The organism is Enterobacter cloacae complex sp. SHL021 (assembly GCF_049237765.1).
GTDB lineage: Bacteria > Pseudomonadota > Gammaproteobacteria > Enterobacterales > Enterobacteriaceae > Enterobacter > Enterobacter cloacae.
Genome location: NZ_JBMKJG010000016.1, coordinates 71,407 through 96,935 on the forward strand (window position 1 = coordinate 71,407; position 25,529 = coordinate 96,935).

Below are 25,529 nucleotides of genomic sequence, written 5' to 3' on the forward strand. Positions count from 1 at the left end.
ACCGGGCAATAAAAAACCCGCCAGTGGCGGGTTTTTTTATCACTTCTTCGCGACTGCTTTTCGCCGCTTATCCAAATCCTTAATCAGCCTGTTCACCCCGTCATCAGCAAACATCGTCTCAAGCGTGGTGGATAACTTGCGGCGCCAGTTCTTGTACTGATAGCTGGTGCCCGGGATGTTCACCGGCTCCGCCATATCAATCCAGTCTTCCGGCTGCAGGCCCAGCAGGGCGCTGTTGCTGTCGGCAATGTAGCGCTGCAATCCGCGGTTGAGCGTAGGCGTCATCGACATCAGCGACGCTTTATGCCCGGCGCGTTTCGGCAGACAGCCGTGCTTATGCAGTGCATCCAGCAGACCCTGCTTCGCCAGCTCGCGATCCTGATACAGGCCGCGAAGGACTTCTTCATCCGGATAGAGACCCAGGGTTTTACCGAGCGTCAGATCGCCGCTTTCCCAATAGCCACGAAGCGTAGGAAGGTCATGCGTCGTCGCGACTGCCATTGACTGTTCAGGGTACGCTTGCGGCGCGCGGAAGGTTTTCTCATGGTCGTTTTCAAAATAGAGCACTTTATAGGAGTAAACGCCGCTGTCGCGAAGCTTACTGACGATTTCTACCGGCACGGTACCGAGATCTTCGCCGATCACCATGCACTGATGGCGCTTGCTTTCCAGCGCCAGGATCGACAGCAGATCGTCAACCGGATACTGAACATACGCCCCATGATCGGCCGTCTCACCGTAGGGGATCCACCACAGGCGCAGCACCGACATCACGTGGTCGATACGCAGCGCGCCGCAGTTCTGCATGTTGGCGCGCAGCAGGTCGATAAACGGCTCGTAGGCACGCGCCGCCATTACGTGCGGATCCATCGGCGGCAGGCCCCAGTTCTGGCCGAGCGGGCCCAGAATATCCGGTGGTGCGCCTACAGAGGCCTTCAGGCAGTACAGCTCACGGTCACACCAGGTTTCCGCCCCGCCTTCTGCCACGCCAACGGCCAGGTCGCGATACAGACCGATCGGCATCTTATAGCCCTGGCTCACCTGCCAGCAGTCGGCAAACTGGCTGTACGCCAGCCACTGCAGCCACAGATAGAAGTCCACTTCATCGGCGTATTTTTTACAGAACGCTTTGACTTCAGGCGTGTCGACGGATTGATACGCCTCTGGCCAGACCGGCCAGCCCCAGCGCATTTCGTCCTCTTTCACCTGATACGCATGCAGCACATCGAACGCCGCCTGCCAGTAGAGGCTCTCGCCCTCCTGCGCCACAAACTGACGGAAGGCGGCCATCTCCTCGTCATCACGCTGAGAAAAGCCTTTCCACGCCAGACGCAGGGCAGCCATCTTCAGCGCCGTCACGGTGGAATAGTCCACCCAGTCTGCTTCGCGCGCCTGCTTCAGCGCCTGCTGAGTGGTGCTAAGTGCCCACCACGCCTGCGCTTCCGGGCTGTTTTTGAAATCGTCTAACGCATTCACGTCGATGTAAATCACGTTCAGCCAGCGACGGGACGACGGGCTGTACGGGCTGGCACTCTCCGGGTTAGCCGGATAGAGGGCGTGGATCGGGTTGAGGCCGATAAACGCGCCGCCGCGCTCCCCCACCGATGCCAGCATCTTTTTCAGGTCACCAAAATCGCCGATGCCCCAGTTGCTGTCAGAGCGCAGGGTGTAGAGTTGCACGCAGGCACCCCACAGCTTTTTGCCTTCGAGCAACGCCTGCGGCTCATAACAACGTTTTGGCGCCACGATCAACCGGCAGTGAAAGCGCAGCTCGTCCTGGGTGAGCGTTAGGGTGTGGTAACCCTCCGGCAGCTTCGCCGGAAGGGTGAGTGCTTTGCCGCCGGTGGCGTGGCCCTTGTGCTGATGTCCCTCTTCGGTGGTCAGCAGCCAGGTAAACTCGCCGCGTCCTTCCACCGCCAGCGACATCTTTTTGCCCGCGGTGAAGACTTTAACGTTCGGTACCGGCGTGGCCGACGCTTTCGCGTCGGTTTTGTGCATGGCATCCAGCAAACGTCTTTTGGTGTCGGCGCCAATAGACTGTGGTTTGCCGTGAGCATTAATGTAACTGAGGCTGATCCCCGCCGCCTGCGCGGCACTGTCCAGACGTTTACTCTCCATCGCGCTTCCTTAGCGTTTTGCCTGCCAGATACGAGCCTGATAATCACGGATTGAACGGTCAGAGCTGAACATTCCGCAGCGGGCGGTGTTCAGAATGCACGCCCGGGTCCACGCTTCCTGGTCACGGTACAACACGTCGACCTGTTTTTGCGCTTCCACGTAGGCCGTGAAGTCCGCCATCACCAGATACGGGTCGCCGCCGTGTTTGTCCATGCTGTGCAGCATCTGGTCAAACGTGTGCTTATCACCATCGCTGTATTTACCGCTTTCCAGCTCTTTCAGCACCGCATCCAGCACTTTGTCCTTCTTACGCCATTTCACCGGATCGTAGCCTTTGGCCTTGAGGGCTTTCACTTCTTCAACCGTATGACCAAAGATAAAGATGTTCTCTTCTCCGACCTTCTCGGCAATCTCTACGTTCGCACCGTCTAGCGTACCAACAGTCAGCGCGCCGTTCAGCGCCAGCTTCATGTTGCCGGTACCAGACGCTTCTTTACCCGCGGTCGAGATCTGCTCGGAGATATCCGCCGCCGGGATCAGCATCTCTGCGGCAGAGACGCAGTAGTCCGGCAGGAACACCACTTTCAGCTTGTCGCCCACTTTCGGATCGTTGTTGATAGCCGCCGCCACTTTATTGATGGCGAGGATAATGTTTTTCGCCAGGTAGTAGCCCGGTGCCGCCTTCGCGCCGAACAGGAACACGCGCGGCACGCGGTCAGCCTGCGGATTCTCGCGGATCTCTTTGTACAGCGCGAGGATATGCAGCAGGTTCAGATGCTGACGTTTATATTCGTGCAGACGCTTAATCTGGATGTCGAAAATGGCGTTCGGGTTAATCTCGATACCGGTACGCGCTTTCACAAACGCCGCCAGACGCACTTTGTTATCCCGCTTGATGGCGCGGTATTGTTCGCGGAACTTCGCGTCGTCTGCGTATTTTTCCAGGTTGATCAGCTGGTCCAGATCGTTGGCCCACTCTTTCTTCAGCGTTTTGTCCAGCAGACCGGCCAGCAGCGGGTTGCACTGTTTGATCCAGCGACGCGGCGTGATGCCGTTGGTCACGTTATGGAATTTGGTCGGCCACAGCTGGTGATATTCCGGGAACAGGTCTTTCACCACCAGATCCGAGTGCAGCGCCGCCACACCGTTCACCGCAAAGCCGCTCACCACGCACATATTTGCCATGCGCACCTGTTTGTCATGCACCACGGCCAGCTTCGCCCAGACCGCTTTGTTGCCCGGCCAGGTTTTATCCACCAGCGTTTTAAACTGGTCATTGATCTTGTTGATGATCTGCATATGGCGCGGCAGCAGCGTTTTCACCAGTTTCTCATCCCAGCACTCCAGCGCTTCTGGCATCAGGGTGTGGTTGGTGTAAGCAAAGGTGCGGCTGGTGATCGCCCAGGCATCATCCCAGCTCAGCTGGTGCTCGTCGATCAGCACACGCAGCAGTTCAGGAATAGCGATGGTCGGGTGCGTGTCGTTAAGCTGAATCACTTCAAAGTCAGGCAGCTGTGCCAGCTTGCGGCCCGCCAGGTGGTGACGACGCAGAATATCCGCCACGGAGCAGGCGCACTGGAAGTACTGCTGCATCAGACGCAGTTTCTTGCCCGCCAGATGGTTGTCGTTCGGGTAGAGCACTTTGGTCAGCTTCTCGGCGTCGATGCCCTGCTGTTCAGCACGCAGGAAATCGCCGTCATTGAATTTGGTCAGGTTAAACGGATGCGCATGCTTCGCCTGCCACAGACGCAGCGGTTGCGCCACGCCGTTACGGTAACCGAGCACCGGCAGGTCCCAGGCTTCGCCGATAAACGTAAATGCCGGTTCCCAGAGACCCTGTTTTGATACTTTACCGCCAATGTTCACCTGCACATCCAGCTGCGCGTTGTGGCGGAACCACGGGTAGGTGTTACGGTGCCAGTCGTCCGGCGCTTCCATCTGATGCCCGTCTGCAAATGACTGACGGAACAGACCGTATTGATAGTTCAGGCCGTAACCAATGGCCGACTGCCCAACCGTTGCCATCGAATCGAGGAAACAGGCCGCCAGACGTCCCAGACCACCGTTGCCCAGCGCCGGGTCAATCTCTTCTTCCAGCAGGTCGGTCAGGTTAATGTCGTGTTCTTTCAGCACATCCCCAACCTCCTGATACCAGCCGAGGTTCAGCAGGTTGTTGCCGGTCAGACGACCGATCAGGAATTCCATCGAGATGTAGTTGACGTGGCGCTGACCTTTTACCGGTTTTGCCAGAGGTTGAGCATCCAGCTGCTCTGCGAGCGCACCGCTCACCGCCTGCCACCACTGGTGAGGCGTCATCTCGTTTGCAGCATGAAGGCCAAAACGCTGCCACTGACGCGTCAGGGCAGCCTGGAATTGAGCTTTGTTGAAGGTAGGCTGTGACATAGGGGATCGGCATCCTTTAGAAAGAAAACACAAGTTGGCGCTAGTGTGCCTGGCTCATTTCTCCTCTTCCTCCTCCCGCAGGGGATTAGGCAGGGAGGAGTAGCGGGGATGAGCATAAAAGTGTGATCGAGGCCACTCTGAGAGCATAGTCGGAGTGTGTCAGGAAGATAAAAAGATAACCGGGAAGCGTGTCAGGAAAATGAAATGCAGTTTCGGGTGAAATTAAAACGCGCTGAAATGATTACTTACGTAGAATAATATTTCTGCAACCGGGTCAGACGAAGAAGATTATTAATTTCACTAAACTTTACCCCGCGTTTATTAAATTTGACGTCACTATACCTTTCTGAAACCAGTTTCAGCGCAGCCGCAGCACAGCCATACAAGCCAGCATTGACGCGGCATCACAGCCCTTTCCAGAAAGTTCCATCATCTCTCTGAATGTTTTGTGACAGAGTGCAAATTCAGAGCCACCAAAACCAGACATAACTTGCAATAGTTCTCTTTCTGGCCGACCTTATATCTATTAATTACGAAGCGCAAAAAAAATAAATTCTCTCGTTCCCCACAGTGAAGTGAAACCTATGTTGATTCCGTCTAAATTAAGTCGCCCGGTTCGTCTTGACCATACAGTGGTCCGCGAGCGTCTGTTGGCTAAACTTTCCGGCGCGCATAATTTCCGACTGGCGCTGGTTACGAGTCCTGCAGGTTATGGAAAAACAACGCTCATTTCGCAATGGGCCGCAGGTAAAAGCGATCTTGGCTGGTACTCCCTTGATGAGGGCGATAACCAGCAAGAACGTTTTGCCAGCTATCTGATTGCCGCCATTCAGCAGGCCACCAACGGGCACTGCGTGGCCAGCGAAGTGATGGTGCAAAAGCGCCAGTACGCCAGCCTGTCCTCCCTTTTCTCTCAGCTGTTTATTGAACTGGCTGAGTGGCACCGCCCGCTTTACGTGGTCATTGATGATTATCATCTGATCACTAACCCGGTGATCCATGAGTCCATGCGCTTCTTCCTGCGCCATCAGCCGGAAAACCTGACCCTGGTGGTGCTGTCGCGTAACCTGCCGCAGTTGGGCATTGCCAACCTGCGCGTGCGCGATCAACTGCTGGAAGTGGGTAGCCAACAGCTGGCCTTTACCCATCAGGAAGCCAAACAGTTCTTTGACTGCCGCCTGAACTCACCGATTGAGGCCGCTGAAAGCAGCCGCCTGTGCGACGATGTCGCCGGTTGGGCGACAGCGCTGCAGCTGATTGCCCTCTCCGCCCGGCAAAATAACAGCCCGACGCATCAGTCCGCGCGTCGCCTGGCGGGGATCAACGCCAGCTATCTTTCCGATTACCTGGTGGATGAGGTGCTGAACAGCGTCGATCCTTCGACCCGCCATTTCCTGCTGAAGAGCTCCCTGCTGCGTTCCATGAACGACGCGCTGATTGTGCGCGTCACCGGCTGCGAAAACGGTCAGCTGCAGCTTGAAGAGATTGAACGCCAGGGGTTGTTCCTGACGCGGATGGACGATCCCGGCGAATGGTTCAGCTATCACCCGCTGTTTGGCAGTTTCCTGCGCCAGCGTTGCCAGTGGGAGCTGGCGACTGAATTGCCGGACATCCACCGGGCTGCCGCTGAGAGCTGGATGGCGCAAGGCTTCCCGAGCGAGGCTATCCATCATGCGCTCGCCGCCGGTGATGCCGGCATGCTGCGCGATATCCTCCTCAACCACGCGTGGGGGTTGTTTAACCACAGCGAACTGACGCTGCTGGAAGAGTCGCTGAAAGCGTTGCCGTGGGAGAGCCTGCTGGAGAACCCGCGTCTGGTGCTGCTGCAGGCCTGGCTGATGCAGAGCCAGCACCGCTACAGCGAAGTGAATACCCTGCTGGCGCGTGCCGAGCAGGAGATGGAAAGCGATATGGATACCACCCTGCACGGCGAATTTAACGCCTTGCGGGCCCAGGTAGCAATCAACGATGGCGATCCGGAAGAAGCAGAGCGGCTGGCAATGGTCGCGCTGGATGAGCTGCCGCTGGCCAATTTCTACAGCCGCATTGTGGCGACGTCGGTACACGGCGAGGTACTGCACTGCAAGGGTGAGCTGACGCGCTCCCTGTCGCTGATGCAACAAACCGAACAGATGGCCCGCCGTCATGATGTCTGGCATTACGCGCTGTGGAGCCTGATCCAGCAAAGCGAAATTTTATTTGCTCAGGGGTTCCTGCAGGCGGCCTGGGAGAATCAGGAAAAGGCGTTCCAGCTGATTCGCGAACAGCATCTTGAACAGCTGCCAATGCACGAGTTCCTGTTGCGTATTCGCGCCCAGCTTCTGTGGGCGTGGTCGCGCCTGGATGAAGCAGAGAGCTGTGCCCGCCAGGGCGTAGAGGTGCTTTCCGGCTTCCAGCCGCAGCAGCAACTGCAGTGCCTGGCCCTGCTGGTGCAATGCTCGCTGGCGCGTGGGGATCTGGATAATGCCCGCAACCACCTGAACCGTCTGGAGAACCTGCTCGGCAATGGTCAGTATCACAGCGACTGGGTTTCGAACGCCGATAAGGTGCGGGTGATATACTGGCAGATGACGGGGGATAAGAAATCCGCCGCCAACTGGCTGCGCCAGACGCCAAAACCTGAATTTGCAAATAACCACTTCCTGCAAAGCCAGTGGCGAAACATTGCCCGCGCGCAGATCCTGCTCGGTGAGTTTGAGCCGGCTGAGATTGTGCTGGAAGAGCTGAACGAGAACGCCCGCAGCCTGCGTCTGATGAGCGATCTCAATCGTAACCTGCTGCTGCTTAACCAGCTCTACTGGCAGGCCGGGCGTAAAAATGATGCCCAGCGCGTACTGCTGGAGGCGTTGCAGCTGGCGAACCGTACCGGGTTTATCAGTCACTTTGTGATTGAGGGCGAAGTGATGGCTCAACAGCTGCGTCAGCTTATTCAGCTCAACACGCTGCCGGAGCTGGATCAGCACCGTGCCCAGCGCATCCTGCGCGAGATTAACCAGCACCATCGCCACAAGTTTGCCCACTTCGACGAGAACTTCGTTGAACGCCTGCTGAACCATCCGGAAGTGCCTGAACTTATTCGCACCAGCCCGCTGACGCAGCGCGAATGGCAGGTGCTGGGGCTTATCTATTCAGGCTACAGCAATGAGCAGATTGCCGGTGAGCTGGCGGTGGCGGCAACCACCATCAAAACGCATATCCGCAATCTGTATCAGAAGCTGGGCGTGGCGCACCGTCAGGATGCGGTGCAGCATGCGCAGCAGTTGTTGAAGATGATGGGGTATGGGGTGTAGGTTTGTGCGAGCTGATGCCCTCACCCCGGCCCTCTCCCACAGGGAGAGGGAGAAAGGCGTCTCAACATAACTCTAACTGCACATTATTATCTTTAATCACCTGCATCACGCCCGCCGGTGGCATCACATCGGTATAAACCGCATTTACCATGCTGATACTGCCCATGTTGACCATCGCGTTACGGCCAAATTTGGAGTGGTCCACCACCAGCATCACGTGACGTGAGTTTTCAATGATCGCGCGCTTGGTGCGCACCTCGTGATAATCAAACTCCAGCAGTGAGCCGTCGCTGTCGATGCCGCTGATCCCCAGAATGCCGAAGTCGAGACGGAACTGAGAGATAAAATCGAGCGTCGCTTCGCCAATGATGCCGCCGTCGCGGCTGCGCAGTTCGCCCCCGGCGAGGATGATGCGGAAATCATCTTTCTGCATCAGGGTATTGGCCACGTTCAGGTTGTTGGTCACGATGCGCAGGTTTTCGTGATCCAGCAGCGCATGGGCGACCGCTTCAGGCGTGGTGCCGATATCAATAAACAGCGTCGCCCCGTTGGGGATTTGGCTCGCCACTTTACGGGCAATGCGCTCTTTCTCTGCCGTCTGCGTGGCTTTGCGGTCATGCCACGAGGTGTTAACCGAACTGGACGGCAGCGCCGCCCCGCCGTGATGGCGCAAAATACGGTTTTGATCGGCAAGATCGTTCAGGTCGCGGCGGATGGTTTGTGGGCTGACGGCAAACTGTTCCACCAGCTCTTCGGTGCTGACGTATCCCTGTTTTTTTACCAGTTCGATAATGGCGTCATGACGTTGTGTTTGTTTCATGAAATATCCCTGGGAATTATGTTCGTTTTCGCGCATGGAGCGTGTCGGCAAACGCCATTGCCAGCCCGACGGCCAGTCCGGTGACGTGTGCACCATTGGCGATAGACATACCAAACAGATCAAACCATCCGGCAATTAGCCATATTAACGCAAAGGTTATCAATCCGCGCTGCAGATAGATGCCACTTTCGGGGTCGCGCTCGCCTCTGAGCCAGACATAGCCCATCAGGGCATACACCACGCCGGATAAACCACCGAACCACGGGCCGCTGAATTTATGCTGCACATAGCCGCTCAGCAGGGCGCTGATAAGGGTGATAACAATCAGCTTGCCGCTGCCCAGACGCTTCTCCACCGCGCCACCGAGATACCACCACCACAGCAGGTTAAAGAGAATATGCATCACCGAGAAGTGCATCAGCGCGTGGGTGAAATAGCGCCAGACGTCAAAATCGAGAGACGGGTCGTACGGCCACGCAAGCGCGATCATCACGCTCTGGTCGCCCACCACGTTCATAATGATGAAGACGATAATGCAGGCCGCCATCAGCAGCAGCGTAAACGGACCTGCGCGCTCGCGAATGGTGGCAAGGAAGGGGAAGCGCCGATAGTGCAGTCCGCTCCCCGTCTGCCCCGACTGCCAGCTCGCGGCCAGATAGCGGGGGTCGCCGGGATTTTCAAGAAAGCGGGCCAGTTCAGCATTCACGCGATCGGCCTGGCTTTCATCCGCCAGCCAGACATCGGTTTTCGTGTGCTGCTGAACGGTCAGGATGATGCCCTGGGTTGCCATATAGTCGACAAACGCCTGGGCGACGCGCGGATTGGTAAAAGAGGTGATCATCAACATGGGCGGCGGTCGCTTATTTCCACACAAAAGGGGACAGTATAGCGGGATCAGCGCTCAAAAGCGTATTCCACTTCTGCCGGGAAATGACGATGCCAGGCATCGAAACCGCCGTCGACGCTGTAGACCGCATCATAGCCCTGCTGAATAAGGTACTGCGCCGCACCTTTGCTGCTGTTGCCGTGATAGCACATCACCATCACCGGCGTATCGAAGCCGTTATCGCGCATAAACGCGCCCAGCGTATCGTTGGTGAGGTGGAACGCACCCGGGGTGTGGCCCATCGCAAAGCTCTGCGGATCGCGGATATCCACCAGCACCGCCGTTCCCTGGTGCATCTTCTGGTGGGCTTCTTCTACGTTAATACATTCAAACTGATCCATGGTGTTCTCTTTCTGTTGTTCAGGTTGGGTGCGCTCTGATGCCCTCACCCCAGCCCTCTCCCACGGGGAGAGGGAGAAAAGTTAGTCGCACTATTTTACCCCGTAGTGTACGTCCTGGCGGCGGGTAAACGCCATTATGTTATCCATATCACTCTAAATTGTTTTTTTGATGTTACCAAAAGCGCGTTCCTTTGCTATTATGAGCGATATCGAACATTTCTGAGCTTTAACGAAAGTGCGTGAGGGTGTTATGGAAACCAAAGATCTGATTGTGATAGGCGGTGGCATCAACGGTGCCGGTATTGCGGCAGACGCCGCAGGACGCGGATTATCCGTACTGATGCTGGAAGCTAACGACCTCGCCTGCGCGACGTCGTCCGCCAGCTCCAAACTGATTCACGGTGGCCTGCGCTACCTGGAACACTATGAATTCCGTCTGGTCAGTGAAGCGCTGGCCGAACGTGAAGTGCTGCTGAAGATGGCACCGCACCTGGCCATCCCGATGCGCTTCCGCCTGCCCCATCGCCCGCATCTGCGTCCGGCGTGGATGATTCGAATCGGTCTGTTTATGTACGATCATCTGGGTAAACGCACCAGCCTGCCGGGTTCAAACGGTTTGCGTTTTGGCTCAGAATCGGTCCTTAAGCCTGAAATCGTGCGCGGTTTCGAATATTCCGACTGCTGGGTGGACGATGCGCGTCTGGTGCTGGCTAACGCACAGATGGTTGAGAAGAAAGGCGGCGAAGTGAAAACCCGCACCCGCGCCACCGCTGCGCGCCGTGAAAACGGCCTGTGGATCGTCGAAGCGGAAGACGTGGATACCGGCGAGAAGTTCAGCTGGAAAGCGCGCGGTCTGGTGAACGCCACCGGCCCATGGGTGAAACAGTTCTTCGACGAGGGGATGCATCTGCCATCTCCGTACGGTATCCGCCTGATCAAAGGCAGCCACATTGTGGTACCACGCGTGCACACCCAGAAGCAGGCCTACATTCTGCAGAACGAAGACAAGCGCATCGTGTTTGTGATCCCGTGGATGGACGAATTCTCCATCATCGGCACCACCGACGTGGAGTACAAAGGCGATCCGAAAAACGTCGAGATCGACGAGAGCGAAGTGAACTACCTGCTGAAGGTGTATAACGCGCACTTCAAGAAACAGCTGTCCCGCGATGACGTGGTCTGGACTTACTCCGGCGTGCGTCCGCTGTGCGATGACGAATCTGACTCACCGCAGGCGATTACCCGCGACTATACGCTCGATATTCACGACGTGGACGGTCAGGCACCGCTGCTCTCCGTGTTTGGTGGCAAGCTCACCACCTACCGTAAGCTGGCCGAGCACGCGCTGGAAAAACTGGCGCCGTACTACAAAGGCATTGGCCCGGCATGGACCAAAGGCGCGGTACTACCTGGCGGTGATATCGGCGACAACCGCGATGATTACGCCGCGAAGCTGCGTCGTCGCTATCCATTCATCACGGAAGGCATGGCGCGCCACTATGCCCGTACCTACGGCAGCAACACGGAATTGATCCTGGGCGACGCGAAAGAGATTGCCGACCTGGGCGAACATTTTGGCCACGAGCTGTATGAAGCCGAACTGCGCTATCTGGTGGAACATGAGTGGGTTCGCCGTCTGGATGATGCCATCTGGCGTCGTACCAAAGAGGGTATGTGGCTGAATGCCGAACAGCAGTCGCGTGTGGCGCAGTGGTTGCTGCAGCATGCGGGGAAGCGTGAGCTGTCGTTGGCGTCGTGATGTAAAAAAGCCGGGTGGCGGCTCCGCCTTACCCGGCCTACTCGATCCCGTAGGCCCGGTAAGCGCAGCGCCACCGGGCTTTGTTTTTACAACCGCACAGGATCAATATGCCAGATATTCTCGGCATACTCCTTAATGGTCCTGTCGGACGAGAAATACCCCATATTGGCGATGTTATGCATCGCGACGCAGGTCCACTTCTCCTGCTGACGATAAAGCTCGTCCACCCTGTCCTGACAATCCACGTAGCTGCGGTAATCCGCCAGCACCTGATAGTGGTCGCCAAAGTTAATCAGCGAATCCACCAGGTCCCGATAGCGCCCTGGCTCGTCTGGGCTAAACACCCCGGTGGCGATTTGCGTCAGCACCTGACGTAGCTCCTCATCCTCTTCGTAATACTCACGCGGCGAGTAGCCTTTCTTGCGCAGCGCCTCCACCTCTTCCGTGGTATTCCCGAAGATAAAGATATTTTCCGCCCCCACGTGCTCCAGCATTTCGACATTGGCCCCGTCCAGCGTGCCGATGGTCAGCGCGCCGTTAAGGGCAAACTTCATGTTACTGGTGCCGGACGCTTCCGTCCCGGCGGTGGAGATCTGCTCAGAGAGATCGGCCGCCGGAATGATCAGCTGCGCCAGGCTGACGCTGTAGTTAGGAACAAAGACCACCTTCAGCTTGTCGCCGATATCCGGATCGTTGTTGACCACCTTCGCCACATCGTTGATGAGGTGAATGATGTGCTTCGCCATGTAGTAAGCGGACGCCGCCTTACCGGCAAAGATCTTCACGCGCGGCACCCACTCCGCCGTCGGATCGGCCTTGATGCGGTTATAATGGGTGATCACATGCAGCACGTTCATCAGCTGGCGCTTGTACTCATGAATACGCTTGATCTGTACGTCGAACAGCGCTTTCGGGTTCGCCACCACGTTCAGATGCAACGCCAGCCAGACTGACAGACGTTTCTTGTTCAGCAGCTTGGCTTCTCGTACGGCTTTGTTCACCGCCGGAAAATCAATGTGCTGTTCAAGCTCGCTCAGCTGGCTGAGATCGGTTCGCCAGGTGCGGCCAATGTGCTCATCCAGCACCTCAGAAAGCGGCTGGTTTGCCAGCGCCAGCCAGCGACGCGGCGTGACGCCATTGGTCACGTTGCAGAAACGCGTCGGGAAGATCTTCGCAAAGTCCGCAAACAGCGACTGGACCATCAGGTTCGAGTGCAGCTCTGAAACCCCGTTCACCTTGTGGCTGATCACCACCGCCAACCAGGCCATGCGTACGCGGCGACCGTTCGATTCATCGATGATAGAAGCGCGGCTCAGCAAGCCGGTATCGTTCGGATACTGCTCCTGCAACGTCTTGAGGAAGTAGTCATTAATTTCAAAGATGATCTGCAGGTGGCGCGGCAAAATTTTGCCGAGCATATCCACCGGCCAGGTTTCCAGCGCTTCGCTCATCAACGTGTGGTTAGTGTAAGAGAAGACCTGACAGGTCACCTCAAACGCGTCATCCCAGCTGAACTTATGCTCATCGATAAGCAGACGCATCAGCTCCGGGATCGACAGCACCGGATGGGTATCGTTGAGGTGAATGGCGGTTTTTTCCGCCAGATTGGCGTAGGTCTTGTGCAGCTGATAGTGACGGCTGAGGATATCCTGAATCGTCGCGGAGACGAGGAAATACTCCTGACGCAGGCGCAACTCGCGCCCGGAATAGGTCGAGTCGTCCGGGTAGAGCACGCGGGAGACGTTCTCGGAGTGGTTTTTATCTTCCACCGCCGCGAAGTAGTCGCCCTGGTTAAATTTACCCAGGTTAATCTCGCTACTGGCCTGCGCGTTCCACAGACGCAGCGTATTGGTCGCATCGGTATCGTAGCCCGGGACAATCTGGTCATAGGCGACGGCAAGGATCTCTTCGGTTTCCACCCAGCGGGACTTTTTCCCTTCCTGCTGAATACGTCCGCCAAACCGCACCTTATAGCGCGTATTGTGACGTTTAAACTCCCACGGGTTACCGTATTCCAGCCAGTAGTCCGGGGACTCTTTCTGACGTCCGTCCACGATGTTCTGATTGAACATCCCGTAGTCGTAGCGAATGCCGTAGCCACGCCCCGGCAGGGCCAGCGTCGCCAGCGAGTCGAGGAAGCAGGCGGCAAGTCGCCCCAGGCCACCGTTACCGAGCCCCGGGTCGTTCTCTTCGTCAATCAGCTCTTCTAAGTCCAGCCCCATCTCTTCCAGCGCGGTTTTAACGTCATCGTAAATACCGAGCGATAACAGCGCGTTAGAGAGGGTGCGGCCAATCAAAAATTCCATCGACAGGTAGTAAACCTGACGTGTTTCTTGCGACAGCTGGGCGCGGTTGGAGCGCAGCCAGCGTTCAACCATGCGGTCACGCACCGCAAACAGGGTGGCGTTGAGCCACTCGTGTTTGTTGGCGATGACCGGATCTTTCCCGATGGTAAACATCAGCTTATAGGCGATAGAGTGCTTCAACGCCTCAACGCTGAGCGTGGGGGAAGAGTAGCTAAAAGGAGCGTTCATATCAGTAACTTCGCCTCGTTACATCAAGCGTTGATAGAGATCGCGGTATGACTGCGCCGCAACGTGCCAGCTAAAGTCCATGGACATCGCCTGACGTTGAACGTAACGCCACAGCGACGGACGGGACCACAAGACGAAAGCACGCCGAATCGCCCGAAGCAGCGACCAGGCATTACTGTCCTCAAAGACAAACCCGCTGGCGATACCGTCCGCCAGGTTTTCCAGTGAGCTGTCAGATACCGTATCCGCCAGCCCGCCCGTGCGTCGCACCAGCGGCAGGGTGCCGTACTTCAGGCCGTAGAGCTGCGTCAGGCCGCAAGGTTCGAAACGGCTCGGCACCAGAATGACGTCCGCGCCGCCCATGATCCGGTGCGAGAACGCTTCGTGATAGCCAATCTGCACGCCCACCTGCCCCGGGTGTTCCGCCGCTGCCGCCAGGAAGCCTTCCTGCAATACCGGGTCGCCCGCGCCGAGCAGCGCCAGCTGTCCGCCCTGCTCCAGCAGTCCCGGCAGGGCCTCCAGCACCAGGTCCAGCCCTTTCTGGCTGGTCAGACGGCTCACCACCGCAAACAGTGGCACTTTGTCGTTGACCTTCAGCCCCATCGCAATTTGTAACTGGCGTTTGTTTTCCGCTTTGTCTTCCACGGAATCACGGCCATAGCGGGCCGCAAGCAGCAGGTCGGTCTCCGGGTTCCAGATCTGTTCATCGACGCCGTTGAGGATCCCCGACAAACGCCCTTCACGATGGCGCTGACGGAGCAACCCTTCCAGGCCGTAGCCGAACTCCGGCTGCGTAATTTCACGGGCGTAGGTCGGGCTCACGGCCGTGATGTGGTCGGCATAGTAAAGCCCGGCCTTCAGGAACGAGATCTGCCCGTTAAACTCCAGCCCGTGCATGTTATAGAACGACCATGGCAGATCGATGTCATTCATGTGATGGGCGTAGTACATGCCCTGATACGCCAGGTTATGCACCGTAAAGACCGATTTCGCCGGATGGCCGCGCGCCGCCAGATATGCCGGAGCGAGCCCCGCGTGCCAGTCGTGTGCGTGCACAATGTCCGGGCGCCAGAACGGATCCAGCCCTACCGCCATTTCAGCCCCAACCCAGCCGAGCAGCGCAAAACGCAGCACGTTGTCGGTATAGGCAAACAGGTTCGTATCGTGATACGGGCTACCTGGTCGGTCATATAAGTGCGGCGCGTCAATCAGGTAGATGCCCACGCCATTGTAATGTCCATACAGCAGGGTAATGCGTCCGGCGAAGGTGTCACGGCGCGTCACCACCTTTGCATCGGGAATGCCGCGCCGGATATCCGGGAAGGCAGGCAGCAGGACTCGGGTATCGACTCCGCCGGCGATTTGCGCCGCGGGTAATGCACCAAGAACATCCGCCAGGCCGCCCGTTTTTAACAACGGGAACATCTCAGAACATACGTGTAAAACCTGCATCATCGCTCCTGTTTGATCTGCAGCTTCCGCAACATTTCCCGTGTGACTAACACGATCCCCTCTTCAGAACGGTAGAAGCGACGTGCATCTTCTTCCGCGTTTTCACCAATCACCATTCCTTCAGGAATGACGCAGGCACGGTCGATCACGCAGCGACGCAGACGACACGAACGCCCGACCCAGACATCCGGCAGCAGCACCGCCGAATCGATATTACAGAATGAGTTTATACGCACGCGCGGGAACAGCACCGACTGCACCACCACCGAGCCGGAGATAATGCACCCACCAGAGACCAGCGAGTTCAGCGTCATGCCGTGGCTGCCGGAGCGGTCCTGAACGAACTTCGCTGGCGGCAGGGATTCCATATGGGTACGGATCGGCCAGTTCTGGTCGTACATATCCAGCTCAGGCGTGACGGAGGCCAGATCGAGGTTGGCTTTCCAGTACGCTTCCAGGGTTCCCACATCGCGCCAGTAAGGTTCCGCATTCGGATCTGACTGCACGCAGGACAGCGGGAAAGGATGTGCATAGGCCATGCCAGCTTTGGTAATTTTCGGAATGATGTCTTTACCGAAGTCGTGGCTGGAGTGTTCGTCTTTGTCGTCTTCTTCCAGCAGCTCATAAAGGTAATCTGCATCAAAGACATAGATCCCCATGCTGGCGAGCGATTTGGTGTCATCTCCCGGCATGGTTGGTGGGTTGGCCGGTTTTTCAACGAAGTCGATAATTTTATCGTCCGCGTCCACGTGCATCACGCCAAACGCCGTCGCCTCGGCAACGGGCACCGGCAGACACGCCACGGTGCAGCGCGCCCCTTTCTCGACGTGGTCGATGAGCATGTGGGAGTAGTCTTGCTTGTAGATGTGATCCCCGGCGAGGATCACGATGTACTCCGCGTTGTAGCGGCGAATGATATCGAGGTTCTGGGTCACCGCATCAGCGGTGCCGCGGTACCAGTTTTCACCGTGAACACGCTGCTGGGCAGGCAGGAGATCGACAAACTCATTCATCTCTTCGCTGAAGAATGACCAGCCGCGCTGAATATGCTGCACCAGGGTGTGCGACTGATACTGCGTAATGACGCCAATGCGGCGAATACCTGAGTTCAGGCAGTTGGACAGTGCAAAATCGATAATTCGGAACTTACCACCAAAGTGAACAGCCGGCTTGGCGCGCTTGATGGTCAAATCTTTAAGACGGGTTCCGCGCCCGCCTGCGAGGATCAGGGCAACCGTTTTTAAGGGGAGCTGGCGTGCCAACATTAAGGGATCGTTCTTCTCTAATCTAACCATGACTAACTCCTTTTTTATCATCTTGGAATACGCACACTCCGTGCGCAGGCCCGTGCCAGACAGCCATTACTACCGGATTATCCGCTCCGGCAAAGGGGGGAACGGCGCGCCATTCCCCGTCAGGTAAAACAATCTCAGCGACGTCATCCGTCGCGTTCAGCGTAACCAGCCAGCGATCCGAAAGCAGGATCTGCAGGCGCGGTACGCCGTGTTGCCACTCTTGCGCGCTTAACGGTTGCGCGTCTTTATTCAGCCAGCGAACGTTGCCGTCGCCCTCCTCCCACCAGCGGTTGGCGGTGAGCGCGGGGATCTGCTGACGAAGGTGGATCAGCGCCGCGGTAAAGTGGATCAGGCCGCTGTTCGCTTCTCCCCAGTCGAGCCAGGTTAAGGTGTTGTCCTGGCAATAGGCGTTGTTGTTACCGTGCTGGCTGTGGCCATGTTCATCCCCTGCCAGCAGCATCGGCGTGCCCTGCGACAACAAAAGCGTCGTCAGCAGCGCATGCACGCTGGCGCGTCGCCGCTCAATAACATCCAGACTTCCGCCTAACCCTTCTATACCATGATTAAAGCTATGGTTATTGTTAGTGCCATCGCGATTCTCCTCGCCATTTGCCTCATTGTGTTTCTGATTGAAACAAACGCAGTCCCGGAGCGTAAAACCATCATGCGCGGTCACCAGGTTGACGGTAGCAGACGGTCGTTTGCCATCACGTTTAAACAGATCGCTGGAAGCGGCAAAGCGTCTGGCGAACTCCCCCAGCGACAGGCTTCTCTCCAGCCAGAAGCGGCGTACGGCATCGCGATAGTGGTCGTTCCATTCGGCAAACAGCGGCGGGAAGTTCCCCACCTGGTAGCCGCCTTCACCAATGTCCCACGGCTCGGCAATCAGCTTCACCCGCGAGAGCACCGGGCAGTTTTTGATCGCCTCAAACAGCGGCGCCTGCTGGCTGAACCCCGGCGTGCGGCCCATCACCGGCGCCAGGTCAAAACGAAAACCGTCGACGTGGAACGTTTCCACCCAATATTTCAGGCATTCATACGCAAAATGCGTCACCGCCGGATGGCTGAGGTTGAGCGTGTTACCGCAACCGGTCCAGTTGTGGTAATCACCATCCTCTCTGATCCAATAATAGCTACGGTTATCAATTCCGCGCATGGAGAGCGTCGGACCGTCGAGATCGCTTTCCGCGCTGTGGTTCAGCACCACGTCCAGAATCACTTCGATACCGGCCGCATGAAGCGCTTTCACCGCATCACGAAACTCGTCCCGCGCCTTGTCCGGGTGGACGGCGTAGCGGGGGTCGAGCGCAAACATCGCCAGCGGGTTGTAGCCCCAGTAGTTGCTCAGCCCCAGTCGCTGCAGGCGAGGCTCGCTGGCGAAATGGGCGATGGGCAACAACTCCAGCGCGGTGATCCCGAGATGTTTCAGATAGGCGATCATGGTCGGATGGCCGAGCGCCTTATAGGTGCCGCGCATCTCTTTGGGAATAGACGGATGGAGATAGGTCAGCCCTTTTACATGGGCCTCGTAAATCACGGTGTTGCCCCACGGCGTGCCCGGCGGGGCATCGTCTTCCCAGTCGTAGCGATCGCCCACCACCACGCTTTTTGGGGCCACGTGGGCGCTGTCGCGGTGGTCGGGTTCCCCGTAGCCGACGTGGAAAATCGGGTCGTCTTTAAACTCGCCTTCCACGCGGTGGGCGCAGGGGTCAATCAGCAGCTTTGCCGGGTTAAACCAGTGCCCCTGAGCAGGCGCCCAGGGACCGTGAACGCGAAAACCGTAATGCATCCCTGGCCGCCCACCGGCCAGGTAACCGTGCCAGGTATCCCCGGTGCGCGCCGGTAAATCGTAACGATGTTCGTTACCTTCCCCGTCAAACACACAGAGTTCGACCCGCTCCGCGTGAGCAGAAAAGAGGGTGAAATTCACACCCTTTCCGTCAAAGCTCGCCCCGAGCGGTTCGGGTTTACCTGCCGTAAGCTGCGTCATTCGCCCTCCCGCACCAGCCAGATGGTACCGAGCGGCGGCAGCGTCAGGCTCAGGGAGTTGGGGCGCCCGTGGCTTTCGATGGCATCGCTCTGGACCAGTCCGCCATTACCGGCGTTACTGCCGTGGTAATGCATGGAATCGGTGTTGAGGATTTCGCGCCATTTACCGGCCTGATTAATGCCAAAGCGGTAATGATGACGTGGAACCGGCGTAAAATTACTGGCAACGATAATCTCGTTACCCGCTTTATCCCGGCGCACAAAGACAAATACCGAGCGCTCATGGTCGTCCACCACCAGCCACTCAAAACCGTACGGATCGAAGTCCAGCTCGTGCAGTGCTTTATGGTGGCGGTAGGTCAGGTTCAGATCGCGGACCAGCCGCTGCACGCCGTGGTGCCAGTTGTCAGCGCCCTCCAGCAGATGCCAGTCGAGGCTGGTATCGTGGTTCCACTCGCGCCCCTGGGCGAACTCGTTGCCCATAAACAGCAGTTTTTTGCCCGGGAAGGCGAACATCCAGCCGTAGTAGGCGCGCAGGTTGGCAAACTTCTGCCACGCGTCGCCCGGCATGCGGTCGAGAATGGATTTTTTACCGTGCACCACTTCATCGTGCGACAGCGGCAGCATGAAGTTTTCGGTGTAGTTGTAGAGCAGCCCGAAGGTAAGCTTATCGTGATGATACTGACGATAAACCGGGTCGAGCTTCATGTAATCGAGCGTGTCGTGCATCCAGCCCAGGTTCCACTTGTACCAGAAGCCCAGGCCACCCATTGACGGCGGACGGGAAACGCCCGGGAAGTCGGTGGACTCTTCCGCCATCGTCACCGCGCCCTCAACCTGCTCGCCAATAATGCGGTTGGTGTTGCGCAGAAACTCAATCGCTTCCAGGTTCTCGCGACCGCCATACTCGTTCGGGATCCACTCGCCCTCTTTGCGGCTATAGTCGCGATAGATCATCGACGCCACCGCATCCACGCGCAGGGCATCAATGCCGAAACGCTCGATCCAGTAAAGCGCGTTCCCGACCAGGTAGTTCGCGACTTCACGACGACCGTAGTTGTAGATCAGCGTATTCCAGTCCTGGTGATAGCCTTCGCGCGGGTCGCTGTGCTCGTACAGTTTTGTGCCGTCGAACTCGGCCAGCGCAAAATCATCCGACGGGAAGTGGCCCGGCACCCAGTCAAGAATGACGTTCAGCCCGGCGGCGTGTGCGGCATCAACGAAATAGCGGAAGTCGTCGCGCGTGCCAAAGCGGCGCGTCGGTGCGTATAACCCGGTAGGCTGATAGCCCCAGCTTCCGTCGAACGGGTGCTCGTTAACCGGCAGCAGCTCCAGATGGGTAAAGCCCATCCATTTGGCGTACGGTACCAGCTGGTCAGCCAGCTCACGATAGCTCAGCCAGAAATTGTCATCGGTGTGGCGACGCCAGGAGCCGAGATGCACCTCATAAACGGAGATTGGCGCGTCGAAGCGGTTAGCCTGCTTGCGCTCTTCCGTCTGGACCACCTTCTCCGGCAGGCCGCAAATAAGCGAGGCAGTATTCGGGCGCAGCTCCGCTTCAAAGGCGTACGGGTCAGCTTTAATGCGCAGCTTGCCGTTGGCATCGATCATCTCAAATTTATAGAGCTGACCGTTATGCGCGCCGGGGATGAACAGCTCCCAGATGCCGGTTTCCCGACGCAGGCGCATGGGGTGACGACGACCGTCCCAGTAGTTGAACTGCCCGACGACGGAGACGCGCTGGGCGTTTGGCGCCCACACAGCAAACCGCGTGCCGGTAATACCATCCATGGTATCCGCATGGGCACCCAGCGTTTCATAAGGCCGCAGATGGGTACCTTCGGACAGCAGCCAGGCATCCATCTCTTTTAAGAGCGGGCCAAAGCTATAGGGATCGTCAATCAGGTTTTGCTGACCGTGCCAGATGACGGCAAGCTGATAACGAAAGGGGTTTTTACGACGGGGCATGACGCCCGAGAAGAAGCCACGTGAGTCGAGGCATTCCAGATTACCCACCTTGCGGCCGGTTTTGGGTTCGATGACCCACACTTCTGTAGCATCCGGTAACAGCGCGCGAACTTCCAGCCCGGCCTCTGTACGGTGCATCCCTAGCACAGAAAAGGGGTCGGCAAAATGACCCGCAATAAGCGCATTAATCACGTCTCTCGAAATACGATCGGACATGGTATTCATCCTGTTTTTTTATGTCGCCCTTTTTATTCGCTCCGGGACGACTTTTAATGTGACCTAAACGGTGCAGCTCATCCTCTCTGCTCCGCCCTACCCTCAGGTGAGAAATAAATCTTCCTTAAAGCATAGCCAACGACGAGGTTCCTCCTGATAAAAAATAAGACATCTGCGTTTTACTCCATGTAGTACGCAAAAAAAGGGGGTGAAAATCACCCCCGGTAGTTAACAAATTATTACGCCAGCTGGCGCAGCATGCGGCGCAGCGGCTCTGCGGCACCCCACAGGAGCTGGTCACCCACGGTGAACGCGGAGAGGTACTCTGGCCCCATGTTCAGCTTACGCAGACGGCCAACCGGCGTGGTCAGCGTGCCGGTAACGGCCGCAGGCGTCAGTTCGCGCATGGTGATATCGCGATCGTTTGGCACCACTTTCGCCCACGGGTTGTGTGCGGCGAGCAGCTCTTCCACGGTCGGAATAGACACATCTTTTTTCAGTTTAATGGTGAAGGCCTGGCTGTGGCAGCGCAGCGCGCCGATACGCACGCACAGACCGTCAACCGGAATGGTGTTCGCGGTAGCGAGGATTTTGTTGGTCTCCGCCTGACCCTTCCACTCTTCACGGGTCTGGCCGTTATCCAGCTGTTTGTCGATCCACGGGATCAGGCCACCGGCCAGCGGTACGCCAAAGTTATCGACCGGCAGTTCGCCGCTGCGGGTCAGCTCGGTGACTTTACGCTCGATATCGAGGATCGCGGACGCCGGATTTGCCAGCTCGGTCGCAACGCTCTGGTGCAGCTGGCCCATCTGGGTCAGCAGTTCACGCATGTGACGCGCACCGCCGCCGGATGCGGCCTGGTAGGTCGCCACGGAGACCCACTCCACCAGGTCCTGCGCGAACAGGCCACCGAGGGACATCAGCATCAGGCTGACGGTGCAGTTACCGCCGACAAAGGTTTTCACGCCGTTGTTCAAGCCGTCGGTGATCACGCCCTGGTTCACCGGGTCGAGGATGATGATGGCATCGTCTTTCATACGCAGCGAAGAGGCCGCGTCAATCCAGTAGCCCTGCCAGCCGCTTTCACGCAGCTTTGGATAGATTTCGTTGGTATAATCGCCGCCCTGGCAGGTCACAATAATGTCGAGTGCCTTCAGCGCTTCCAGATCGTAAGCATCCTGCAACGTCCCTGTGGTACCACCAAAGGACGGTGCAGCCTGGCCGAGCTGGGAAGTGGAGAAGAAGACCGGGCGGATAGCGTCGAAATCGCGCTCTTCAACCATGCGTTGCATGAGTACAGAGCCGACCATACCGCGCCAGCCGATAAAACCAACGTTTTTCATAGCATTTGTTTCCTGCAGAGGGTGTGTGCTGTTTGTGCAAGCCAGTATTGAACTGGGATATGCTTCACATTACAAAATGCTGCCAAAGTCGCAAGCGAAATTAATCGATGATTGCCCGGCAATCAGAAAAAGAGCTAATCATCCTAATAACCATAGAGAAATTCAGGGCTAATTTACATGAGTGAAATCATTTCTGCGGCGGTTTTATTGATCCTGATAATGGATCCACTGGGAAACCTGCCGATTTTCATGTCGGTGCTGAAGCACACCGAACCCAAGCGCCGCCGGGCGATCATGATCCGCGAGCTGCTCATCGCCCTGCTGGTGATGTTTATCTTCCTGTTTGCTGGCGAAAAAATTCTCGCTTTCCTGAATCTGCGTGCCGAAACGGTTTCGATTTCCGGCGGAATTATTCTGTTCCTGATTGCCATCAAGATGATTTTCCCGAGCGCAGAAGGCAGCAGCAGCGGACTGCCTGCGGGTGAAGAGCCGTTTATCGTACCGCTGGCGATCCCGCTGGTCGCCGGGCCGACCATTCTGGCCACATTGATGCTACTGTCGCATCAGTATCCCAACCAGATGAGCCATCTGGTGATTGCTTTGCTGATTGCCTGGGGCGGAACGTTCATCATTCTGCTGCAATCGTCGCTGTTCCTGCGCCTGCTGGGCGAAAAAGGGGTCAATGCGCTGGAGCGTTTGATGGGGCTGATTCTGGTGATGATGGCGACGCAGATGTTCCTGGACGGGATACGGGCGTGGATGAAGGGATAGCAAGGTAAATGCAAAACGGCAATCTTAGATTGCCGTTTTTAGTGGTTGCTCCCTCTCCCCGTGGGAGAGGGCCGGGGTGAGGGCAACAGGCCGCACTCCTCAAAAATAATATTTCGTTTTGCGAGCCGCCTTCCAGAGCCTCTCTTGCCACCCGATCTTCAAAGCAGTATCTTCTTGCCGCGCCTGCAAAATCAGGCGTCAGGGTTGGTCCTCTGTTATCCTCATCCGTGATAAAATTTCTTTATCGCGTAGTCAGTTACACCTTAATGGTGGGCTGGACGGTGGCGCCGCAAGGCGCGCCGGTAGCTGATGAGGCCGGTAGGACCAACTCCGTTCAGTCCGCCACCAGTGAGGTTGGTCCCTCCTGTGGCGGTCCATTTTACGCATCAGAGGCGGTCTTATGACTACTACCCTTAGCTTTTCTCACTCCTTATTCACCACACCGTTCGATCACACCACCGACTTCACCGAGCTGGCAGACAACTGCGCGCGGTTTGTCGACGTGCTGGTTGAATGTGACGATCCAACCCAGAAGATGGCGCTGTGCGGACGGCTTTCCGCCTGCCTCGCCCTGCTCCAGCCGACGCTGCTTGAACCTGTTCCAGAATATTTAAAAGCCAGCCTGACGGTGGATGACCTGCCATTGGACGTGCCGGTATTCGAACCAGAAGTTGATCAGTTAGGGCGATATTGCCAGCTGTTAACGCAAATGCTGTTAGCGCATTCGCTGTCAGAAAGCGATGAGAGAGTGGCGGGAGATCTGTTGCAGGAGTTGGTGCGATTTTACAGCGATACGCTAAAAGCGCCGCGCTGGCTGCGCACAACGGAAGGCACAGTGCTGCTGTAAAAAAGCCGGGTGGCGCTTGCGCTTACCCGGCCTACGGGAACTGAGTTTTTTGTAGGTCGGGTAAGGCGAATCCGCCACCCGACAAAATAAGATCTCTGCGGCCTGATGCCCTCACCCCAACCCTCTCCCACAGGGAGAGGGAGAAAACCGGGGTTAGCTCAGCAGCGTAAACCCAATCATCCCGACAATCGCACCCGTAGTGCCGAGGATAGTTTCCATCAGCGTCCAGGTTTTCAAGGTTTGCGCTTCGGTCGCACCGGTAAATTTACCGAACAGCCAGAAGCCCGCATCGTTCACGTGCGACACCACAATCGAACCACCCGCGATACAGATAGACAGCGCCGCCATCTGCGCACCGGAGTAGTTCAGCTGTTCAATCACCGGCATCACCAGGCCAACAGCCGTTAAACAGGCCACGGTCGCGGAGCCCTGAATAATACGCACCGCCGCCGCCAGCACAAAGCAGGTGACCGCGATGGGCAGTCCCATTCCGGTCAGCGCTTCACCCAGCGCCGGACCGACGCCTGAATCCACCAGCACCTGCTTGAACACGCCACCCGCACCGATCACCAGCAGGATAATGCCCGCTGGCTGCAGCGCAGCACCGCAGATTTCCATCACGCGGTCTTTCGGCATCCCCTGACGCATCGCCAGGCCATAAATCGCCACCAGACACGCCACCAGAATTGCCGTGAACGGGTGACCGATAAATTCGAACCATTCGTACGCGGTAGAGCCCACCGGTACAAAGCGCGCGGCAATGGTTTTCAAACCCACCAGCACCAGCGGCAGCAGGATCAGAGACAGGCTGAAGCCGAAGGACGGCATTTTACCTTCGCCCAGGTGCGGCTCGGTAATATCATCAGGAATATGCAGTTCAACGTAGCGGCTGATGAAGTTGCCCCACAGCGGACCGGCGATAATCATTCCCGGGATTGCCGCGCACAGGCCAATCAGGATCATCCAGCCAAAGTCGGCGTGCATCTGGGAAGCCAGCAGCATCGGCGCAGGCCCCGGCAGCAGAAACGCCGCCGCCGCGGCCACACCCGCAAACAGCGGAATAACCAGCTTCACAAGGTTAGTACCGGTATGGCGCGCCATGGAGAACGCCACGCTAATCAGCAGCACCACGGCCACTTCAAAGAACAACGGCAGCGCGCAGATCAGACCGGCCAGCCCAATCGCATAGTGTGCACGACTGTGACCAAACGATTTCAGCATCTTGACGGCAATCTGGTCGACCGCGCCCGTCTCATGCAGGATCTTGCCAAACATCGCGCCCAGCGCGACCACAATAGCCAGGAAGCCCAGTGTGCCCCCCATCCCTTTTTCCATCGTCGCAGCGATCTTGTCGAGCGGCATACCGGAAAAGAGACCTGCACCAATAGAAACCACCATCAAAGCAACAAAAGCATGCATACGCGCTTTCATCACTAAAAACAGCAGCAGCAATACCGAACCCACTGCTGTCAAAACTAGCGTTAATGTACTCAAAAC

The 25,529-nt window shown here is 57.2% G+C and carries 16 protein-coding genes; 4 read left to right on the top strand and 12 right to left on the bottom strand.

Annotation, left to right across the window (positions count from 1 at the left end):
* Positions 1–39 precede the first annotated feature (39 nt).
* Both malQ and malP read right to left on the bottom strand, forming a co-directional pair.
* On the bottom strand, positions 40–2,118 hold the full coding sequence (malQ, locus tag ACOTZF_RS16790; RefSeq protein ID WP_129317778.1) for a 4-alpha-glucanotransferase: 2,079 nt from the start codon (positions 2,116–2,118) through the stop codon (positions 40–42).
* Positions 2,119–2,127: 9 nt separating this feature from the next.
* Positions 2,128–4,521 (bottom strand): maltodextrin phosphorylase, encoded by a 2,394-nt coding sequence (gene malP / locus ACOTZF_RS16795; protein WP_129252541.1) that lies wholly within the window; start codon positions 4,519–4,521, stop codon positions 2,128–2,130.
* Between the two features lie 584 nt (positions 4,522–5,105).
* Between malP and malT the strand changes: the two genes are divergently transcribed.
* On the top strand, positions 5,106–7,811 hold the full coding sequence (malT, locus tag ACOTZF_RS16800) for an HTH-type transcriptional regulator MalT (protein ID WP_129317780.1): 2,706 nt from the start codon (positions 5,106–5,108) through the stop codon (positions 7,809–7,811).
* Positions 7,812–7,872: 61 nt separating this feature from the next.
* Here malT and ACOTZF_RS16805 read toward each other — a convergent pair whose 3' ends face one another.
* The 3 genes from ACOTZF_RS16805 to glpE are packed head-to-tail and all read right to left on the bottom strand — an operon-like array spanning position 7,873 to position 9,858.
* Positions 7,873–8,631: a DeoR/GlpR family transcriptional regulator gene (locus tag ACOTZF_RS16805; protein ID WP_013099103.1), complete on the bottom strand. Its 759-nt coding sequence runs from the start codon at positions 8,629–8,631 to the stop codon at positions 7,873–7,875.
* Between the two features lie 16 nt (positions 8,632–8,647).
* Positions 8,648–9,478 (bottom strand): rhomboid family intramembrane serine protease GlpG, encoded by an 831-nt coding sequence (gene glpG / locus ACOTZF_RS16810; protein ID WP_013099104.1) that lies wholly within the window; start codon positions 9,476–9,478, stop codon positions 8,648–8,650.
* A gap of 47 nt (positions 9,479–9,525) precedes the next feature.
* Positions 9,526–9,858, bottom strand: coding sequence for a thiosulfate sulfurtransferase GlpE (gene glpE / locus ACOTZF_RS16815; protein WP_129252545.1), 333 nt, complete (start codon positions 9,856–9,858; stop codon positions 9,526–9,528).
* 250 nt (positions 9,859–10,108) lie between these two features.
* Here glpE and glpD point away from each other — a divergent pair, with 250 nt between their 5' ends.
* Positions 10,109–11,617: a glycerol-3-phosphate dehydrogenase gene (gene glpD / locus ACOTZF_RS16820; protein WP_020687762.1), complete on the top strand. Its 1,509-nt coding sequence runs from the start codon at positions 10,109–10,111 to the stop codon at positions 11,615–11,617.
* 86 nt (positions 11,618–11,703) lie between these two features.
* Here the strand turns inward: glpD and glgP are convergent, their stop codons facing one another.
* From glgP to asd, 6 genes are all read right to left on the bottom strand, one after another.
* The gene (gene glgP / locus ACOTZF_RS16825; protein ID WP_129317781.1) at positions 11,704–14,151 is read right to left on the bottom strand and encodes a glycogen phosphorylase; all 2,448 of its coding nucleotides are present in this window, start codon (positions 14,149–14,151) and stop codon (positions 11,704–11,706) included.
* Between the two features lie 18 nt (positions 14,152–14,169).
* Positions 14,170–15,603: a glycogen synthase GlgA gene (gene glgA, locus ACOTZF_RS16830; RefSeq protein WP_013099109.1), complete on the bottom strand. Its 1,434-nt coding sequence runs from the start codon at positions 15,601–15,603 to the stop codon at positions 14,170–14,172.
* Positions 15,603–16,898 carry a glucose-1-phosphate adenylyltransferase gene (gene glgC / locus ACOTZF_RS16835; RefSeq protein ID WP_013099110.1) on the bottom strand — a complete coding sequence of 432 codons (1,296 nt, stop codon included), beginning with the start codon at positions 16,896–16,898 and terminating at the stop codon, positions 15,603–15,605. The genes glgA and glgC overlap by 1 nt, the downstream gene beginning before the upstream one ends.
* A complete protein-coding gene (gene glgX, locus ACOTZF_RS16840) occupies positions 16,891–18,888 on the bottom strand; it encodes a glycogen debranching protein GlgX (protein ID WP_129252547.1) in 1,998 nt (665 codons plus the stop codon). The genes glgC and glgX overlap by 8 nt, the downstream gene beginning before the upstream one ends.
* The gene (glgB, locus tag ACOTZF_RS16845; RefSeq protein WP_023621440.1) at positions 18,885–21,071 is read right to left on the bottom strand and encodes a 1,4-alpha-glucan branching enzyme; all 2,187 of its coding nucleotides are present in this window, start codon (positions 21,069–21,071) and stop codon (positions 18,885–18,887) included. Before glgB ends, glgX begins: the two co-directional genes overlap by 4 nt.
* 239 nt (positions 21,072–21,310) lie before the next feature.
* Positions 21,311–22,414 (bottom strand): aspartate-semialdehyde dehydrogenase, encoded by a 1,104-nt coding sequence (gene asd, locus ACOTZF_RS16850; protein WP_029883894.1) that lies wholly within the window; start codon positions 22,412–22,414, stop codon positions 21,311–21,313.
* 177 nt (positions 22,415–22,591) lie between these two features.
* Between asd and yhgN the strand changes: the two genes are divergently transcribed.
* Positions 22,592–23,185 carry an NAAT family transporter YhgN gene (gene yhgN, locus ACOTZF_RS16855; protein ID WP_003861574.1) on the top strand — a complete coding sequence of 198 codons (594 nt, stop codon included), beginning with the start codon at positions 22,592–22,594 and terminating at the stop codon, positions 23,183–23,185.
* A 400-nt stretch (positions 23,186–23,585) separates the two neighbouring features.
* A complete protein-coding gene (locus ACOTZF_RS16860; protein WP_023621441.1) occupies positions 23,586–24,032 on the top strand; it encodes a hypothetical protein in 447 nt (148 codons plus the stop codon).
* 153 nt (positions 24,033–24,185) lie between these two features.
* On the opposite strand, the gene gntU is transcribed toward ACOTZF_RS16860, so the two are convergent.
* Positions 24,186–25,526 (bottom strand): gluconate transporter, encoded by a 1,341-nt coding sequence (gene gntU, locus ACOTZF_RS16865; protein ID WP_129252549.1) that lies wholly within the window; start codon positions 25,524–25,526, stop codon positions 24,186–24,188.
* Positions 25,527–25,529: the final 3 nt, after the last annotated feature.

Coding starts and splice junctions, on each gene's coding strand:
- malQ (WP_129317778.1), bottom strand. CDS start 2,118: ATGGAGAGTAAACGTCTGGACAGTGCCGCGCAGGCGGCGGGGATCAGC.
- malP (WP_129252541.1), bottom strand. CDS start 4,521: ATGTCACAGCCTACCTTCAACAAAGCTCAATTCCAGGCTGCCCTGACG.
- malT (WP_129317780.1), top strand. CDS start 5,106: ATGTTGATTCCGTCTAAATTAAGTCGCCCGGTTCGTCTTGACCATACA.
- ACOTZF_RS16805 (WP_013099103.1), bottom strand. CDS start 8,631: ATGAAACAAACACAACGTCATGACGCCATTATCGAACTGGTAAAAAAA.
- glpG (WP_013099104.1), bottom strand. CDS start 9,478: ATGTTGATGATCACCTCTTTTACCAATCCGCGCGTCGCCCAGGCGTTT.
- glpE (WP_129252545.1), bottom strand. CDS start 9,858: ATGGATCAGTTTGAATGTATTAACGTAGAAGAAGCCCACCAGAAGATG.
- glpD (WP_020687762.1), top strand. CDS start 10,109: ATGGAAACCAAAGATCTGATTGTGATAGGCGGTGGCATCAACGGTGCC.
- glgP (WP_129317781.1), bottom strand. CDS start 14,151: ATGAACGCTCCTTTTAGCTACTCTTCCCCCACGCTCAGCGTTGAGGCG.
- glgA (WP_013099109.1), bottom strand. CDS start 15,603: ATGCAGGTTTTACACGTATGTTCTGAGATGTTCCCGTTGTTAAAAACG.
- glgC (WP_013099110.1), bottom strand. CDS start 16,898: ATGGTTAGATTAGAGAAGAACGATCCCTTAATGTTGGCACGCCAGCTC.
- glgX (WP_129252547.1), bottom strand. CDS start 18,888: ATGACGCAGCTTACGGCAGGTAAACCCGAACCGCTCGGGGCGAGCTTT.
- glgB (WP_023621440.1), bottom strand. CDS start 21,071: ATGTCCGATCGTATTTCGAGAGACGTGATTAATGCGCTTATTGCGGGT.
- asd (WP_029883894.1), bottom strand. CDS start 22,414: ATGAAAAACGTTGGTTTTATCGGCTGGCGCGGTATGGTCGGCTCTGTA.
- yhgN (WP_003861574.1), top strand. CDS start 22,592: ATGAGTGAAATCATTTCTGCGGCGGTTTTATTGATCCTGATAATGGAT.
- ACOTZF_RS16860 (WP_023621441.1), top strand. CDS start 23,586: ATGACTACTACCCTTAGCTTTTCTCACTCCTTATTCACCACACCGTTC.